The 572-nt window shown below is 53.0% G+C and carries 1 protein-coding gene; it reads left to right on the top strand.

Annotated elements, in window-relative coordinates:
- Positions 1-125: 125 nt before the first annotated feature.
- Positions 126-515, top strand: a complete 390-nt coding sequence (locus AM228_RS15980; protein ID WP_054467096.1) for a DUF3110 domain-containing protein — start codon at positions 126-128, stop codon at positions 513-515.
- Positions 516-572 lie beyond the last annotated feature (57 nt).

Raw genomic sequence — 572 nt, 5'->3', positions numbered from 1 at the left:
CACCCTCTCTTCCCTACACCCTACACCCTACACCCTACACCCTACACCCTACACCCTACACCCTACACCCCACACCCTTGTAAGATAAAGGCAATAATTCAGGTAAGGAAAATCGTGCTCGATCCATGCGAATCTATGTTTTGCTGTTTAATGCCCGAACTGATAATGAAGGGATCCATACACTTCAGGTGGGCGATCGCAATGTCGTATTAATGTTTGAATCAGAAGATGATGCGACCCGCTATGCGTTAATGCTGGAAGCGCAAGATTTTGGTGCGCCTACCGCCGAAGCGTTTGACTCGGAAGAAATTGAAGAATTCTGTCTTAGTGCGGGTTATGAGTCGAAACTGATTTCTGAAGGTCAGTTGGAACTCCCCCCGCAAACCAATGTGGACAGCCCAGACTGGAGTCCCGATCGCACCCCAGGCAGTGCGGGGAGTGCGGAGTCGGAGGAACGCACTATGTCCGAAAGCGAACTCGATCGCATTCGCCGTCAGTTGGAAGGACTTCTGTAGGTTGGCGGCGGTATGTGGGGTGTAGGGGCGGAGGGGCAGGGGGGCTTCTGGAGCAGG

The organism is Planktothricoides sp. SR001 (assembly GCF_001276715.1).
GTDB classification, from domain to species: Bacteria; Cyanobacteriota; Cyanobacteriia; order Cyanobacteriales; family Laspinemataceae; genus Planktothricoides; species Planktothricoides raciborskii.
Note: the sequence above shows the minus strand (reverse complement) of the source record. Positions and strands in the feature narration are given on the sequence as shown.